Origin of the sequence: Citrobacter sp. RHBSTW-00944, assembly GCF_013615435.1 — a bacterium.
GTDB classification, from domain to species: domain Bacteria; phylum Pseudomonadota; class Gammaproteobacteria; order Enterobacterales; family Enterobacteriaceae; genus Citrobacter; species Citrobacter braakii.
Map to the genome: position 1 here is coordinate 4,378,258 of NZ_CP055418.1, position 16,204 is coordinate 4,394,461.

General features: G+C 54.2%; 14 protein-coding genes and 1 pseudogene. 6 read left to right on the forward strand and 9 right to left on the reverse strand.

Features of this window, described 5'->3' with window-relative positions:
• Nucleotides 1-84: 84 nt before the first annotated feature.
• The 5 genes from HV334_RS21250 to HV334_RS21270 form a co-directional block, all read right to left on the reverse strand.
• Nucleotides 85-408 (reverse strand): DUF1889 family protein, encoded by a 324-nt coding sequence (locus HV334_RS21250; protein WP_071524484.1) that lies wholly within the window; start codon nt 406-408, stop codon nt 85-87.
• Nucleotides 409-521: 113 nt separating this feature from the next.
• Entirely contained in the window at nt 522-2,333 is a 1,812-nt protein-coding gene (locus tag HV334_RS21255; protein ID WP_181220867.1) for a diol dehydratase reactivase subunit alpha, read from the reverse strand.
• 10 nt (nt 2,334-2,343) lie between these two features.
• On the reverse strand, nt 2,344-2,772 hold the full coding sequence (locus HV334_RS21260) for a diol dehydratase small subunit (RefSeq protein ID WP_016154578.1): 429 nt from the start codon (nt 2,770-2,772) through the stop codon (nt 2,344-2,346).
• 2 nt (nt 2,773-2,774) lie between these two features.
• Nucleotides 2,775-3,359, reverse strand: coding sequence for a propanediol/glycerol family dehydratase medium subunit (locus tag HV334_RS21265; protein ID WP_016154579.1), 585 nt, complete (start codon nt 3,357-3,359; stop codon nt 2,775-2,777).
• A gap of 11 nt (nt 3,360-3,370) precedes the next feature.
• Nucleotides 3,371-5,038: a propanediol/glycerol family dehydratase large subunit gene (locus HV334_RS21270; protein WP_016154580.1), complete on the reverse strand. Its 1,668-nt coding sequence runs from the start codon at nt 5,036-5,038 to the stop codon at nt 3,371-3,373.
• Between the two features lie 391 nt (nt 5,039-5,429).
• Here HV334_RS21270 and HV334_RS21275 point away from each other — a divergent pair, with 391 nt between their 5' ends.
• From HV334_RS21275 to HV334_RS21290, 4 genes are read left to right on the forward strand one after another with little or no spacing between them, the layout of a single operon-like run.
• Nucleotides 5,430-5,858, forward strand: a complete 429-nt coding sequence (locus HV334_RS21275; protein ID WP_019077737.1) for a heme-binding protein — start codon at nt 5,430-5,432, stop codon at nt 5,856-5,858.
• A gap of 22 nt (nt 5,859-5,880) precedes the next feature.
• The gene (gene dhaT, locus HV334_RS21280; protein WP_016157511.1) at nt 5,881-7,044 is read left to right on the forward strand and encodes a 1,3-propanediol dehydrogenase; all 1,164 of its coding nucleotides are present in this window, start codon (nt 5,881-5,883) and stop codon (nt 7,042-7,044) included.
• A 16-nt stretch (nt 7,045-7,060) separates the two neighbouring features.
• Nucleotides 7,061-7,414, forward strand: a complete 354-nt coding sequence (locus HV334_RS21285; RefSeq protein WP_016154583.1) for a glycerol dehydratase reactivase beta/small subunit family protein — start codon at nt 7,061-7,063, stop codon at nt 7,412-7,414.
• Complete coding sequence (locus HV334_RS21290; protein WP_181220868.1) at nt 7,415-7,945, forward strand: cob(I)yrinic acid a,c-diamide adenosyltransferase; 531 nt, start codon at nt 7,415-7,417, stop codon at nt 7,943-7,945.
• Here HV334_RS21290 and dhaR read toward each other — a convergent pair.
• Complete coding sequence (gene dhaR / locus HV334_RS21295; RefSeq protein ID WP_047499188.1) at nt 7,923-9,848, reverse strand: dihydroxyacetone kinase operon transcriptional regulator DhaR; 1,926 nt, start codon at nt 9,846-9,848, stop codon at nt 7,923-7,925. The genes HV334_RS21290 and dhaR overlap by 23 nt on opposite strands.
• 92 nt (nt 9,849-9,940) lie before the next feature.
• Nucleotides 9,941-11,038: a glycerol dehydrogenase gene (locus HV334_RS21300; RefSeq protein WP_016154586.1), complete on the reverse strand. Its 1,098-nt coding sequence runs from the start codon at nt 11,036-11,038 to the stop codon at nt 9,941-9,943.
• Nucleotides 11,039-11,599: 561 nt separating this feature from the next.
• Between HV334_RS21300 and HV334_RS21305 the strand changes: the two are divergent.
• Nucleotides 11,600-13,242, forward strand: a pseudogene (locus HV334_RS21305) (glycerone kinase).
• Between the two features lie 65 nt (nt 13,243-13,307).
• On the opposite strand, the gene cfa reads toward HV334_RS21305, so the two are convergent.
• Nucleotides 13,308-14,462 (reverse strand): cyclopropane fatty acyl phospholipid synthase, encoded by a 1,155-nt coding sequence (gene cfa / locus HV334_RS21310; RefSeq protein WP_019077741.1) that lies wholly within the window; start codon nt 14,460-14,462, stop codon nt 13,308-13,310.
• Nucleotides 14,463-14,529: 67 nt separating this feature from the next.
• On the opposite strand from cfa, the gene HV334_RS21315 reads away from it, so the two are divergent.
• Nucleotides 14,530-15,378, forward strand: a complete 849-nt coding sequence (locus HV334_RS21315) for a helix-turn-helix transcriptional regulator (RefSeq protein ID WP_047358672.1) — start codon at nt 14,530-14,532, stop codon at nt 15,376-15,378.
• Here HV334_RS21315 and HV334_RS21320 read toward each other — a convergent pair whose 3' ends face one another.
• Nucleotides 15,379-16,152 carry a siderophore-interacting protein gene (locus tag HV334_RS21320; protein WP_049040510.1) on the reverse strand — a complete coding sequence of 258 codons (774 nt, stop codon included), beginning with the start codon at nt 16,150-16,152 and terminating at the stop codon, nt 15,379-15,381. It abuts the gene before it with no gap.
• Between the last annotated feature and the right edge of the window lie 52 nt (nt 16,153-16,204).

Genomic DNA, 16,204 nt, shown 5'->3' on the forward strand with positions numbered 1-16,204 from the left:
GCGAGAACATGCGAAAGGCAACCCCCTCTGGACGTTGCCATCCAGAGATGGAAACGTCCGTTAGAGTTTGATTCGATAGTCAGCTCAAACTAGCTCTTTGAGCTGCTCCTGCATATAAGTTGAAAAATACTCTGGGTTCTTGATAAGGATGCGGTTACCGGAGGCCACTTTTTCTGCCCATCCGGCCACTTTTTTCGTGAACTCGGGATTCCATCCCTCCTGCTCACCCCGTGCCATCACAGCTTCCGGACTTGCTGGCACACCTAAGTCATGCAAATACTTTAAGATTCCCTTAGCGGTACTTTCATCCATTGAATGGGGTACTGACGCCGAAGTGTTCATACCACCAATAAAATCCAATGCTTTCTCAATTGCTGTTGGCATGCTCTTATCCTTAAAATTAACCACGTGAGAGACACATTTATACTATGTACCCAACTCCGCCGGGATATCAAAGAGAACATCACCTTTATTTGATTTACCCCGCAGCTAAACGCTTGCGGCGGCTGTTTTCTGCACGATTAATTCGCTATCCCGGCCAAAACCAGCCCGGTCGCTACCGCATTACGCGGCCCTTCGGTACCACGGATGTTGCCCTGTCCGGCAACCACGCCGTAATGCGCCAGCGCGTCGGTGATCATCTGCGGGATTTCGAAATCCAGCGAGGAGCCGCCCACCAGCACCACAAAAGTCATATCGCGAATAGAGCCGCCGGGTGACACCTGGCGTAAAGCGCGCAGGCAGTTGGTCACAAAAACTTTCTCTTTGGCCTGTCGGCGCACCAACCGAATTTTTTCCAGCGAGGTCTGGTTATCTACCGGGATCAGCTCGCCGTCTTTCAGATAAACGACTTTGGCAAACACTGACGGACTGAGCGGTTCGCGAAAAAACTCCACCGCGCCGTTCTCGTGGCGAATGCTGAACAGGCTCTCCACTTTTGCCAGCGGGTATTTTTTAATTTCCTCCGCCAGAAACGGATCGCTTAAGCCCAGCTCGGTTTGAATCAACAGGCTGACCATATTCCCCGCGCCAGCCAGATGGACGGCTTTCACTACGCCATCGCTATTGATAATGGCGGCATCGGTGGAGCCTGCGCCTAAATCGAGGATCGCCAGCGGTGCAGCACATCCGGGCGTTGTTAACGCACCGGCGACAGCCATGTTGGCCTCCACGCCGCCGACTTCAACCGGGATGTTTAACCGGACGCTCAGCTCACTGGCAATGGCCTGCATCTGTAAGCGATCGGATTTCACCATCGCCGCAATGCCAACGGCGTTCTCCATTGAACACTCCCCGGCAATACCGCCCTGCACCTTGCGTGGAATAAACGTATCCACCGCCAACAGATCCTGAATATACACCGCGTTCATGTCGTGACCGGTCAGCGAGGCCATCAACTTACGCACTCGCTCCAGCATGCCGCCTGCATGCGTACCTGCTTCACCACGAATATCGCACACGGGCGCACAGGTGCTCATCGCCTGCATAATGGCCTGTGCGCCTTGCGCTACGTCGGCTTCACCGCCGCGCTTTTCGCCGCGGATAAAGATCTTACCCGCCGGGATCACCCTTGAGCGCACATCACCCTGCGGGGTTTTCAGCACCACGGCGGAACGGTTGCCAATTAGCGCCCTGGCGATGGGGACGATGGTTTGCGTTTCCTCGGGCGTCAGGGTAAAGAAGGTCGCGATGCCATAAGGATTCGACAGCACTCGCACCACCTGTCCTGGGGCCGCCACTTCCACCGCCGCCAGCACACCTTCCGGCACCTTCTCCAGCAGGGTGACTTCATCTACCACCGGCATTGTTCGACGCAGACGATTGTTCACCAGCACGCCATCATCTTTTTTCAGGATCGCCGCCACCACGTTGACCCCGCGATCCAGCGCCTCATTGATAAACCAAACCGCCTCGAGGAAATCCCTCTCCTCACCGACCAGTGGGATCCAGCCCTGGGCAAACCGATCTTCACTCAACGCCGCCAGCTTCTCCACGGCGATGGTAGTTCCCATTCCCACGCCAACGCCGCCGGGCGTTTGCGGGTTATGCCCAATCATTGTTGATTCGGTAATGATGGTTTCAGTGATGGTTTCCATCGCCACATCGCCAATCACCGGTGCTGCCTCGTTGATGCAGATTTTCGCTACGTCCTGAAGCGACCACGGGGTGTTATTCAGCGCCTGCTGCAGGGAGGCCACCACCCCGGCAATATTGTCCCGTGTACCTTTCATACCGGTCGTGGCGACAATCCCGCTGGCGATAAACCGGCCATGCTGCGCCAACGCCACTTCGGTGGTGGCGTTGCCGATATCAATCCCTGCAATTAACGGCATACAACCTCCGTCACTGGCTGCCTTTACGCAGCTTGTTTCTCTGCTGATACACCTCTGCCGACTCGCGGACAAACCCGGCGTTCACCGTGGCATGCCAGGTATGTTCCAGTTCATCGGCAATGGCCTGAAGCTCGGCGAACGAAGAACGAAACGGCCGCAGCGCGTTGTAAATTTCAAGAATACGGGCATCCGGGATTGCTATAAGCTCCGCCGCACGACGGAAATTACGCGCCACGGCGTGACGCTGCATCTGTTCGGCAATCTGCGCCTGGTACTCCAGGGTTTGCTGAGAAATACGCACATCCTGCGGACCTACGCGGCCCGCCAGCACATTCTCAAGGGTAATCTCGGTTAGCGGTTTGCCGGTAGGAGTCTGGATTTTCTCCGGGCAGCGGGTCGCTAATGGATAATCCTGCGCGGTCATAATGTTGTCGTTCATGGTCATTCCCTTACGAGTGCAATATGCAGCGTGACAGGCGCAGCATCCTGCACCACGTGTTTGGTCTCTTTGATATGAAACAGCGCGGCCTTGGCCATAAATTTGGGGCGTACCATCTGGTCATTAACCACTGGCACTGGCGAAGGCGACTCTTTACGTGCATAGCGCGCGGCGTTTTTACCAATCTGGCGATAGGTTTCCAGCGTCAGCAGCGGAGCCTGAGAGAACAGCTCAAGGTTGCTCAGAGGCAGCAGATCGCGCTGATGAATCACCGTGGTTCCTTTCGACTGGATACCAATCCCGATGCCAGAACCGCTGAGATTTGCCGCATCCCATGCCATAAATGAAACATCCGAGGTGCGCAGAATCCTCACCACCCGTGCATGCAGCCCCTCTTCTTCAATGCCGGCAACCAGCTCTTTCAAAATCGCTTTGTGCGGCATATCAATCAATGTTTTGTGCTGATACTTATCAAAGGCGGGGCCGACGCCTATCACGACTTCATCCACGCGTTCGTCCGCTTTAGCCGCCTCGCCTTCACTCACCTGCAAGGTGAAAACCGGCTTACGTTCAGTTGTGCATTCCACTGTGTACCGCCTTATTCGATCGAGCCGGGCTGAACCACGCCCGCAATATTTTTAATTTCAGCCCAACGTTCAGCAGAGATGCGATAGCCGGTGCCGGGTCCCTGATAGTCGTTGATGTCATTAACGGCGCTGACGACGTCGAACTGACGATCCAGAATGGCCGACGTTTGCAGGTAATCACCAGTAACACGCTGCCTCAGCATGTTGAGGATATTGCTGGCGATGTCTTCGAAGCCGCTGGAACTCAACGCGCCGACGATATCCAGCCCGGTGATATTGCGTTTCATCATCTCTTCCACGGCAGCCAAATCTTCCACCACATTGCGCGCGGGCATATCTTTGCTGCCGTGAGCGTAAGTGGCGGCCTCCACCTCTTCATCGCTAATCAGCGGCAGGCCCAGTTCGCGGAACACCGCCTGAATGGCGCGCGCGGCCTTATTGCGGATGGCGATTGTCTCCTCTTCCGTGACCGGACGCAGGCCCCCATCAACCATCAGATCGCGTTGCAGAATGTTGTAATCATCGAAGTCTTCAGCGTCGAAGTTCGACCCGGCAAACATGTTGTCGTAGTTCGGTACCGCGCTATAGCCGGAGAAGATAAAGTCGGTGCCCGGCAGCATCTGCATCAGGGTGCGGGCAGTACGACGAATATCGGAGTGGGAAAAGGTCTGGTCATTGGCGGAGGCCACTTCAAGGTCGAGCATCGAGGCAATCAGGTTTTCCGCCAGCACCGCGCGAATCCCCGACGGCACAGCGCCGGTCATGCCGATACAGCTGACCGCGCCGTTTTGTAACCCCTGTACGCCCGCGCCTTTGGTGATAAAAATGCAACGCGACTCCAGATAAAGCATCGATTTACTTTCGGAATAGCCCATCAGCGCTTCCGAGCCGGTGCCGGAGGTGTAGCGCATCTTCAGGCCACGAGAAGCATACGCCGAGGCAAGAAACGCTTTTGACCACGGCGTATCATCGCCATCGGTAAACACCGATTCCGTGCCATATACCGACACCGTTTCGGCGTAGCTGGTTAGCCCGCGCATTCCCAGTTCCAGCTCCGTGGCCTCTTCAACGGAGCATTGCGTCAGCACGCCGGGGCGACCGCATTGGGACCCCACCAGCAGCGCCAGGGCGTTAAACGGCGCATAGCGGGCGATCCCGACCGTTGTTTCCTGTTCGGAAAAGCCACGGATCCCCGCTTCAGCAGCGTCGGCAGCAATCTGTACCGGGTTATCTTTCAGGTTGGTCACGTGGCACTGATTGGAGGGGGTGCGTCTGGCGCGCATTTTTTGCAGCGCCATCATCATCTCCACCACGTTCATTTGCGCCATCACCTCCACCGCTTTCGCCGGGGTGATGGCAGTCGTAATGGCAATGATCTCTTCCCGACTGACGTGGATATCCACCAGCATTCTGGCGATCTCCAGCGCGTCGAGCTGCATGGCACGCTCGGCCTCGGGCACGTTAATCGCGTAATCGGCAATGAACCGGTCAATCATGTCGAACTCGGCGCGGCTCTTGCCGTCCAGCTCAACAATACGACCATTTTCCACCTTCACCGACGAAGCCGGATCGTAAGGGCTTTCCATTGCGATCAGCCCCTCTTCAGGCCATTCGCCAATTAGCCCATCCTGATTTACAGGCCGCTGGGCAAGCACTTCGAATCGTTTTGATCTTCTCATAGTTTATGGACTCAAAAGATAAAAAATAGGGACGCCGGGCCGTATTGCCGGGGACACAACACCCGGCATTCGCCTTTCATCAGCAATAGCCGAACTCTAAATGAGCAGGACAATAAAAAAATAAAATTAATTTCGTTCCAATTTGGCACGTAATAAAAAACCATCGTTTCATATTGAAACGCGGCTCAGGAATATTCACCGTGAATTGTGACGAGGTTAAATGATCATTATCAATAAACGCCACAACAGGAAACTGAACGTAATATTTTTGAAATCCCCACCCTATTGACTTAATAACGCGGGGCGAGAAAATAAGATAAAGCCAATGATAAAAATAGCTGTTGCGCGATATTTTCGTGACCTCAGCCCTACAACCTTTTCAGGAGAGACTGTGAATAAGAGCCAACAAATCGCCACTATTACGCTGGCGGCTGCAAAGAAAATGGCGCAGGCCGTCGAGGCTAAAGCGCTTGAAATCAACGTTCCGGTGGTGTTTTCCGTGGTGGATCACGGCGGGAACACGCTGCTAATGCAACGTATGGACGACGCGTTTGTCACCAGCTGTGATATCTCTCTTAATAAAGCTTATACCGCCTGCTGCCTGCGACAGGGTACCCATGAAATTACCGATGCGGTACAACCAGGTGCCTCTCTATATGGCTTGCAGCTCACCAATCAACAACGAATTGTTATTTTTGGCGGCGGTTTACCTGTCATATTAAACGGCAAAGTAATCGGTGCCGTTGGCGTAAGTGGCGGTACCGTCGAACAAGACAGATTATTAGCAGAAACCGCATTGAATTGTTTCTCTGAATTATAATTTAAATCTAAGAAGGTATATTATGAGCTATCGTATGTTTGATTACCTGGTGCCAAATGTGAACTTCTTTGGCCCCAATGCTATTTCCGTGGTCGGCGAACGCTGCAAACTGTTGGGCGGTAAAAAAGCGCTGCTGGTCACTGATAAAGGTCTGCGGGCGATTAAAGACGGCGCGGTAGATAAAACCCTCACACATCTGCGTGAAGCCGGTATTGACGTCGTGGTTTTTGACGGCGTTGAGCCAAACCCCAAAGACACCAACGTGCGCGACGGCCTGGAGGTCTTTCGGAAAGAGCATTGCGACATCATCGTTACCGTTGGCGGCGGTAGCCCGCATGATTGCGGTAAAGGCATCGGTATCGCGGCGACTCACGAAGGGGATCTCTACAGCTATGCCGGAATTGAAACCCTGACCAACCCGCTGCCGCCGATCGTTGCGGTGAATACCACTGCCGGGACCGCCAGCGAAGTCACCCGCCACTGCGTGCTGACCAATACCAAAACCAAAGTGAAGTTTGTGATTGTCAGCTGGCGCAACCTGCCGTCGGTCTCCATTAACGATCCGCTGCTGATGCTCGGCAAGCCAGCCCCACTGACTGCGGCCACCGGGATGGACGCCCTGACCCACGCCGTGGAAGCCTACATTTCCAAAGATGCCAACCCGGTCACCGACGCTGCCGCTATCCAGGCGATCCGCCTGATCGCCCGTAACTTGCGTCAGGCCGTGGCGCTGGGCAGCAACCTGAAAGCTCGCGAGAACATGGCCTACGCCTCCCTGCTGGCGGGTATGGCCTTCAACAACGCCAACCTCGGCTACGTTCACGCGATGGCGCATCAGCTTGGCGGTCTTTACGACATGCCGCACGGCGTGGCGAATGCCGTACTGTTGCCGCACGTGGCACGCTATAACCTGATCGCTAACCCGGAAAAATTTGCCGACATCGCAGAGTTTATGGGCGAAAACACTGACGGACTCTCCACCATGGATGCCGCCGAGCTGGCCATTCATGCTATTGCCCGCCTCTCCGCCGACATCGGTATTCCGCAGCATCTGCGCGATCTGGGCGTCAAAGAAGCCGATTTCCCGTATATGGCGGAAATGGCGCTGAAGGACGGCAACGCCTTCTCCAACCCGCGCAAAGGGAACGAGAAAGAAATTGCCGAGATCTTCCGTCAGGCATTCTGATAACGCAGGGGGCGCAATGTCACTTTCATCACCGGGCGTACATCTGTTTTATCACTCACGCTGGCAGGGTACTCGCGTGCTTGATGAGCTGTGCTGGGGACTGGAAGAGCAAGGCGTTCCCTGCCGGGCAATCTGTTGCGACGATCATGACTGCGCGCTGGCGCTCGGCAAACTGGCGGCCAAAAGTTCGGCGCTGCGCGTGGGTCTCGGTCTCAACGCCACCGGAGATATTGCCTTAACCCATGCCCAGTTGCCCGAGGATCGGGCGCTGGTCTGCGGGCATACCCGCGCCGGGACAGCACAGATCCGCACGCTCGGCGCCAATGCCGGTCAACTGGTTAAAGTTCTTCCCTTCAGCGAGATAAAATAAATGTACCGCATCTATACCCGAACCGGCGATAACGGCACGACCGCGCTGTTTGGCGGCAGTCGTATCGATAAAGACGACATCCGCGTTGAGGCCTACGGCACGGTGGATGAACTGATTTCCCAGCTTGGCGTCTGCTATGCCAGCACGCGCCAGGCCGAGCTACGCCAGGAATTGCACACTATGCAGAAGATGCTGTTCGTACTGGGGGCGGAACTCGCCAGCGATCAGAAAGGACTCACACGCTTAAAACAGCGTATTGGCGAAGAGGATATTCAGGCGCTGGAGCAGCTTATTGACCGCAATATGGCGCAAAGCGGCCCGCTCAAAGAGTTTGTTATTCCGGGGAAAAATCAGGCATCGGCACAACTGCACGTTGCGCGAACCCTGACGCGTCGGCTGGAGCGGATCCTCATCGCGATGGGCAGAACGCTGACGTTACGCGATGAGGCCAGGCGTTATATCAATCGACTGTCGGATGCGCTGTTCTCGATGGCCAGAATCGAAGAAACTACTCCAGATGTTTACGCTTAAACTGGCTGGCATCAATGTCGTACTGCTTCATCTTACGCCACAAGGTGGTGCGACCAATATTCAGCAGTTGCGACATCTCCTGAACACGCCCACTGGTCACGCGGGCGGCATGGATAATCGCCTCTTTCTCGATGGCGGTAAAGGTCAGGCTGGCGGGCAGCAGTGAAGACGCCGTCTCCAGACCAGGACGTTCGGCAAACAGATAATCCGGCAGATTGCTCAGCCGAATATGGCCGTTATCGCTGCTGATGGCGATGTTTTCAATAATGCTGTTCAGCTCAAAATCATTACCCGGCCACGAATAGGCCACCAGTTGTGCCAATGCGTCGTCGTCGATCTTCAGGCTGGATGAAAAGCGTTTTTTCAGGCTATTCAACCGCGTATAAATCAGCGATGGAATACTGTTACGCCGCGCCCGCAGCGGCGGGATAACGATCTCAAAAGAGTGCAGCGCGTAATACAACTGACGGCTAAAGCGGTTTTGCTCCACCAGATTCGCGAGATCAACCGTGGTGGTGGCGATCACTTTGACATCCACCGGAATCAGCCGCCGGGCATCCAGGCGTGTTAAAACCCCCTGCTTGATCACCTGCAGCAACGCGGATTGTAACTCCGGCGCCAGATATTCAATTTTTTCCAGAAACAGCGTGCCGCCGTTCGCCAGTTCAAGACGGCTTAGCCGCCCGTTTTCATCATCAGTGGGCGCACTGCCCATAAAATCCTGCCCCAGTACGCTGTTGGCATACAGCTGGCAGTTCACGGCGATATACGGCCCGCTGGCGCGTTCGCTTTCATTGTGAATGGCCTGACTCAATAGCTCTTTACCGACGCCCTCTTCCCCGCACAGCAGGATCGGGAAACTTCCCCTCGCCGCCTGACGACCGAAATGGATCAAGCGTCGGGTTTCTGGATCGTCTGTCGACATCTGCTCAAAGGTGTGGCTCACCTTGCCGAGCTGGCTGGTCATCAGTTGACGCATTTGCTCCACCGGATGCAGCAGCAGGATAAAGCTGTTGCCCTGCTCTTCAACAATCGGTTTCAGGGTGATGACGGCATCAATAAACTGGTGCTGGCTTTCAAAGGTGACTTCGACATGATTCAGGCCGCGGGCATGTTTGATCGCCCGACGCAGCAGCATGGGGAGATTGAGCAGGTCGTTAATATTCTTCCCCTGGCTGGCCTGCGCGTCGAGATGCAAAAGCAGCGCCGCGCGCGCATTGAGGAACTGCAATACGCCCTGTTCGTTCCAGGCCATCACGCCATCATCCATACTCTCCAGCAGCCCGTACATCTGGTTCAGATGGCGGTTGGATTCAGCCAGCAGGCTGTCAGTCAGCAATGAGTTGCCGACTTCTCTGGCAATCGCCAGCGTCAGGGATAAATCAGAAACGCACTCATGCTCTACCAGACAGCACAGCGAGATGGAGCCAAACAGTCGACCATGGTTATCGAATACTGGCGTAGAGCAGAACGACCACGGATGCAACGCCTGTTTAAAGTGTTGATCGCCAGAAGTTTTTGTCGGCTGCCCCGGCATCGTCGCCAGCGACAACGCGCAGCTGCCAATAATGCTTTCTGCACAGTAGCTGCCGTCGCGAAAACCGAGCTCCGCCAGTTGCTCCACCGTCTGCGGATCGCCGCAACGGCTGAGAATACAGGCCGATTCATCCAGAATTAACAGCGCGCACGGACGGCCGTCCATAAACTCCCAGGCATCTTCCAGCGCGGCCTGAGCAATCGTCAGCAGCGCCGTTTTGCGACGACAGATCGACTCAAAGGTCAGGCCCTGCGCCTGATGCGGCGCCTGCCAGGTTTCCCGCTGCATAAACTTGCTGCAACGATGCCATGACTGGGCAATGACCGAAGAGACTTCCTTCCCAATGTCCTGAGTGTGCGTCGTCATATCCCTTTCCGCTGTTTTACCATAGACAACCCCTCCGGCAGAGACTGTCAGAGGGGGGAGAAGATGCCGGATAAAAACTTACCGACGACTGATTAACGCGCCAGCCACTGCTGTCCCAGCAGGTCTGCCGTCAGTATCGCGGCATGTACGCTCTCAGGCGTCACCGGGAACGGCATATTGTGGATGGTTTCACCTTCCGCGCAGGTCGCTTTGGCCACGGCCATGATCTTGCCGTCAATGTCGTCTTTCACGCCCATTTCCGCTAACGTTACCGGCAGGCCTACTTTCTGACAGAAATTCAGCACGGTTTCGATCTCTTCCATCGGGCTGTTTTGCAGCACCAGCTGCGCCAGCGTACCAAAGGCGACTTTTTCACCGTGGTACAAATGGTGACACTCTTCCAGAATCGTAAAACCGTTGTGGATAGCATGCGCCCCTGCAAGACCGCTGCTTTCAAAGCCGATGCCGCTGAGGTAAGTGTTCGCTTCGACAATACGCTCCAGCGCATCGGTCACCACGCCAGCCTGCGCGGCAAAGCGTGCCTTTTCGCCTTCCGCCAGCAGGGTATCATAGCACAGGCGCGCCAGGCTCAGCGCCGCTACGGTGGACTGTCCGCCCGCCATGCTGGTCGCTCTGGCGTCATAACAGGCTTTCGCTTCAAACCAGGTTGAGAGCGCATCGCCCATCCCGGCCACCAGCAGGCGTACCGGCGCTTTGGCAATGATTGCGGTGTCCATAACCACCATATCCGGGTTTTTCGGGTAGATCAGATACTCTTCAAACTCACCGGCTTCGGTATAGATAACGGACAGCGCGCTGGTTGGCGCATCGGTAGAGGCGATAGTCGGGATCACCACCACCGGTAGCTTCTGGTAGTAACCAATCGCTTTGGCGGTATCCAACGTTTTCCCGCCGCCAATCCCAACCACGCCGCGGCAACCGTGCTGTTTCAGAATGGCAATCAGGCGATTAATTTCAATATGGCTGCATTCACCGTTGAAGCGTTCCGCGTGGCAGCTAATGTCGTGGCTGTGCAGGCCATTGAGTACCTTCTCTCCCGCCAGCTTCATCACGAAGTCATCCGCAATCACGAAAAAGCTGTCCGCCAGATTTTTAGCATATTGACCAAATAAGGTTGAAGCGTCAGGGCCCTGGAGATATTTGGCTGGAGATTGAATAACTTTTAGCATTCCTTTCATCCTCAAATAAGTACATGTTTTTACATGGTGAGCCCTGGCGTTAACCTGTTTGGCCTGTTGCCTTCGGCAAAAACAGGAGGTACCGGAGCGATGCAATAACTGTATGGCGAGGCGTGAACAAAAAAATCTTTCGTCATTTTGTTCTGATATGAAACAGATAAAAACGGCGTGCGTTCCATTCTGGAACACTTATCCACAAAAATGATAAGGTTTGCGATCCCGATCCGTTCATTTACCCCCAAATCTCCGGCAAACACGAAGCTCAGTTCCTCTTTTACTCATGCAGTTGTATTAAAACCGGCAAAAAAAGGCTGGCTGCGCCGTATGAGCGGTGCTGATCGCAGGAGAAAAAAGTCGAGCGAGCTCGCATTATGATCATTCCCCGCTTTTTTAAGTTTCATTTCGGAACAAAAAACAGCGTCAGCGTTCCGTAATGAAACTCATTTTAGCGTTGTTTTTTTCCACGCTGACTTCGCCAGAATCTCTTCATTGCCTCCGCACCATGATCCTACATTCGGGGGTTTGTCTTTCACTCAACCTCGAGGAGCCGTTATGTCTCAATTCTTTTTTAACCAACGCACCCATCTTGTGAGCGACGTCATCGACGGGGCGATTATCGCCAGCCCATGGAATAACCTGGCGCGTCTGGAAAGCGATCCGGCCATTCGCATCGTGGTCCGTCGTGACCTTAATAAAAATAACGTAGCGGTCATTTCCGGCGGCGGTTCGGGACACGAACCCGCGCACGTTGGGTTTATCGGTAAAGGCATGCTAACCGCTGCGGTCTGCGGCGATGTTTTCGCCTCCCCGAGCGTGGATGCAGTACTGACCGCCATTCAGGCGGTGACCGGTGAGGCTGGCTGTTTGTTGATTGTGAAAAACTACACCGGTGACCGTCTTAATTTCGGTCTCGTCGCCTTGGCTATAACGTTGAAATGCTGATTGTCGGCGACGACATCTCCCTGCCGGATAACAAACACCCACGTGGCATTGCGGGAACTATCCTGGTGCATAAAGTCGCAGGCTATTTTGCCGAACGCGGCTATAACCTCGCCACCGTCCTGCGTGAAGCGCAGTACGCAGCCAGCAACACCTTTAGCCTGGGCGTAGCCCTTTCCAGCTGTCATCTGCCGCAAGAAACCGACGCAGCCCCTCGTCATCATCCGGGTCATGCGGAGCTGGGTATGGGCATTCACGGCGAACCAGGCGCATCGGTTATCGACACCCAAAACAGTGCGCAAGTGGTGAACCTGATGGTGGATAAACTGCTGGCCGCCCTGCCTGAAACCGGTCGTCTGGCGGTGATGATTAATAATCTTGGCGGCGTTTCCGTGGCCGAAATGGCCATCATCACCCGCGAACTCGCCAGCAGCCCGCTGCACTCGCGTATCGACTGGCTAATTGGCCCGGCCTCGCTGGTCACTGCGCTGGATATGAAAGGCTTCTCACTGACGGCCATCGTGCTGGAAGAGAGCATCGAAAAAGCACTGCTCACCGAAGTGGAAACCAGCAACTGGCCGACGCCGGTCCCACCGCGTGAAATCAGCTGCGTAGCGTCATCTCAGCGTAGCGCCCGCGTGGAATTCCAGCCTTCGGCAAACGCCCTGGTGGCCGGGATTGTGGAGCTGGTCACCGCAACCCTTTCCGATCTGGAGACTCATCTGAATGCGCTGGACGCCAAAGTCGGCGATGGCGATACCGGTTCGACCTTTGCCGCCGGCGCGCGTGAAATTGCCAGCCTGCTGCATCGCCAGCAGCTGCCGCTGGATAACCTTGCCACGCTGTTCGCGCTGATTGGCGAACGTCTGACCGTGGTGATGGGCGGTTCCAGCGGTGTGCTGATGTCAATCTTCTTTACCGCCGCCGGGCAGAAACTGGAACAGGGCGCTAACGTTGTCGAAGCGCTAAATACGGGGCTGGCGCAGATGAAGTTCTACGGCGGCGCAGACGAAGGCGATCGCACGATGATTGATGCGCTGCAACCGGCCCTGACCTCGCTGCTCACACAGCCGAAAAATCTGCAGGCCGCATTCGACGCCGCGCAAGCGGGAGCCGAACGAACCTGTTTGTCGAGCAAAGCCAATGCGGGTCGCGCATCGTATCTGAGCAGCGAAAGCCTACTCGGAAATATGGACCCCGGCGCGCACGCCGTAGCGATGGTGTTTAAAGCGCTGGCGGAGAGTGAGCTGGGCTAAGATGTAACAAGGAGCGCTTCTCAGGTATTTACTGCCTGATGGCGCTTCGCTTATCAGGCAGAACGTTAACGATAAACGCGGATCCCGCCCTCTACGCCGCGACTAAACAGCACCTGCCAAAGTTCAATATCTCTGGCGCGGAAAGCCCCGGCGCAGGCGCATAAATAGTAGTTAAACATTCTTCTGAAGGTGGCGGAATAACGTGATGACAGCTCCGGCCACGCTTGATTAAAGCGCTCGTGCCACGCCATCAGCGTTTTATCGTAATCGCTGCCAAAGTTATGCCAGTCTTCCATCACAAACCGTGATTCGCTGGCTTCGGCAATATGGGAGATCGCCGGTAAGCAGCCGTTCGGGAAAATGTATTTATTGATCCACGGATCGACGCTCATCCCTTTTTTATTGCTACCAATGGTGTGTAGCAGGAACAGTCCGTCCGGTTTTAAACAACGGTCGGCGATGCTGAAATAAGTGTCGTAGTTTTTTGGCCCGACGTGTTCAAACATCCCCACGGAGACAATGCGATCGTAGTGTTTATCGAGGTCGCGATAATCCTGCAGCAGAATCTTAACGTCCAGTCCTTCACAGCGCTGCTGCGCCATTTTTTGCTGCTCTTTGGAAATGGTGACGCCTTCCACCGCCACGCCATAATGACGCGCCGCATATTCCGCCAGCCCACCCCAGCCACAACCAATATCGAGTAAACGCATGCCCGGTTTAAGTTGTAGCTTCTCACAGATCATTTTTAATTTGGCATTTTGCGCATCGTCTAATGTGGTTGCGTCTTTCCAGTAAGCGCAGGAATATTGCATATGCGGATCAAGCATCAGTGCAAAGAGATCGTTACCAATATCATAATGTTCTTTGCCGACAATCCACGCGCGGCTCCGCGACTGCAAATTAAACAGGCGTGCGCTGGCAATACGTAAAATATCTTTCAGGTTACCCGGCATCTGCTGATCAAGTTTTGCTTTCAGGATTTTGCAGAACAGAATATCGAGCCGCTCGCAGTCCCACCAGCCTTCCATATAGCTTTCGCCAAGCCCTAACGAGCCTTGTTGCAGTACCCGTTTAAAGAAACCGGCATGATGAAGTTGAATGTCCCAGGCGCGGGAGCCATTAATCCTGATATCCGCTTGCGAAAGCAGCTCTTTTCCCATTCGGGTCCAGTTATCATTTGTTTCATTGACGATGACAGCATCTGAACAAAGCGAGTTCATGGTATTTACCAAAGGTGGGCTAAAAATTCTTACGCAAGATTATTATGGAAAACAGAGTGTATGTATTATGATCCGCGGACAAGATCTATCGAGCAGCGGACACACCATCGGGAGCATTGACGATTTATTTATGGAAACTCTCGTGCAAAAACAGTGGAACTCCTTCCCGGATAACTCCATGACGGAACTGCCGCAGGATGTTTACTTTCGCTCTTATGTCCTGGAAGCCAATCATCATGTTCCACAGCATTCACACTCTTTTATGCAGTTTCATTTCGCCCGCAAAGGCAGTATGCGTATTGATGTTGCCGGCAAGTGCTGGATAATCCCGGCGCATTATGGCATCTGGATCCCGAATAATACGGAGCATGCGGTTTGGGCATTGGATGATGTGTATTTAGAGAATCTGGATATTAAACCGAGCTTTCTTGAAGAGAGCATCAATGAATGTAAAGTGGTGGCTATCAGTGATTTCGCCAGAGAGTTTATTCATTACGCCACGAATTTAATTTCGGGCCATTATGATAGCCAGTCAAAAGAGGGCAAGCTGGTTAGCGTCCTGGTCGACATTATTCTGCAGCTTCCGGAAGTCGCTTTTGTATTACCCTGGCCGCAGGATCGCGAATTAACCAAAGTTTGCCGAACAATACAAGAATCCCCGGCGCTGGAGCATTCGGTTGAATACTGGGCGCAGCATCTGGGTATGTCTGCCCGTACCTTTTCACGCCATTTCAAAAAAGAAACCGGATTGCCTTTCAGCGTCTGGAAGCAAAAAATGCGTATTCTGGAATCCGTATTAATGCTGAAGAAAAATAAAAGCGTGACCGCCGTGGCGCTCGACGTAGGGTATTCAAGCACCGCGGCATTTAGCTACGCATTCCGCCAGGCGTTTGGCGTTCCGCCATCTAATTACTGATTAACGACGCTGATGCCAGTAAGCCGCTGCGCGAACAAGTTGCTGATCGAACGCCTCGGTTTCAAAGCGAGCACTCAGGTTTTTGACCACCTTACCTTCGCCGGTAATCCAGATGTAATAATCATCTGCAGGTACGCTTAGCTGCGATAAGTGTTCATTCACCGCCTGTTCGTCATGGCCGATAAACCACTGAATAGTAAATCCGTCGAGATGGGCAAAATAGTCCTGGTACGCGGCATCCTGCACACTTACCAGCGCCGTGACGTTCGGACGTACCGCTAAACGGCTGAGCGACTCCAGGCGTCGGCGCAGCGCAGGCATTCCCGATTCATCACACACGTAAACCTGATACGCATAGTCCTCTGGCACCACCAAAGAACCGCGCGGTCCGCCTACCGTCAGCTTGTCACCCTCGCGGGCATTCATCGCCCACGTACTTGCCACGCCACCGTCATGAATATAGAAATCCAGTGCCAGCTCATGGCGTGCTTCGTCATACAACGGCGTGTAATCACGGGATATCGGACGCACACCGTCAGCCCAGACAATACCTTCATCGGTGACAACCGGCGGCACAAAGTGGCTGCCCGGTTCAGGGAAAAAGACCTTGGTATGGTCGTCAAAGCCGTGTGAGCTAAAACCATCCAGAGCGTCACCGCCCAGTACAATGCGCTGAAAACCCGCGCTGATACGTTCGACGCGCAGGACGGTAAGTTCCCGAAAACGCAGTTCATTGCGAACGCGCTGCGGGTAGCGTGAGGTGTTTTTTGTCATTTTTTCGCCTTCGGAAGATAATACGATATATCTAATTTAATTTTTAAATGAT